Source organism: Gluconobacter sp. P1D12_c (assembly GCF_018812105.1).
GTDB lineage: Bacteria > Pseudomonadota > Alphaproteobacteria > Acetobacterales > Acetobacteraceae > Gluconobacter > Gluconobacter oxydans_A.
Window position 1 is genome coordinate 1 of sequence record NZ_JACSIQ010000521.1, and the last position, 431, is coordinate 431.

At 45.9% G+C, this 431-nt stretch carries 1 protein-coding gene; it reads right to left on the reverse strand.

All coding sequences use genetic code 11. The annotated features are described in order from the left end of the window. Positions 1–431, reverse strand: a 431-nt coding sequence (locus KP705_RS17965) for a hypothetical protein (protein ID WP_215765276.1), incomplete at both ends; no start/stop codon positions are given.

The following is a 431-nucleotide window of genomic DNA, read 5'->3' on the forward strand; positions in this document are numbered from 1 at the left end:
CGTTCCCCTTCAAATACGGCAGATCAAAGAGGATATTCATATGCATGTTAAGGGTTTCATGATCCTCATTATGAGTGAACTCAGTCCCCCTGAAATACAGATTTGAACCATATTTTTGATTGAGCCAACGGAAGCAATCAGAGAGCTTGCGTGTCCATTTCCTATGCTCCGCCTTGAGGTCATCATATATGCGGACGTTCTCACCGCAGGTGATAACCATGTACCGCAGATACTTCCCCTTATTCGGGAGAATGTTATCAATCCAATAGGTCAGCTCATTCCTCAACTGGCGACGCTCAGCAACAGCAACAGCAGGAATGAACATGATATGCCTAAACTGTTCATCCATCTGCTTAGCTAATCCAGACAGCAAACCCACCTTGAAAAAGGTGCCATCCTGCTTCTTACGCCTAGACGGAATCCCCAGACCT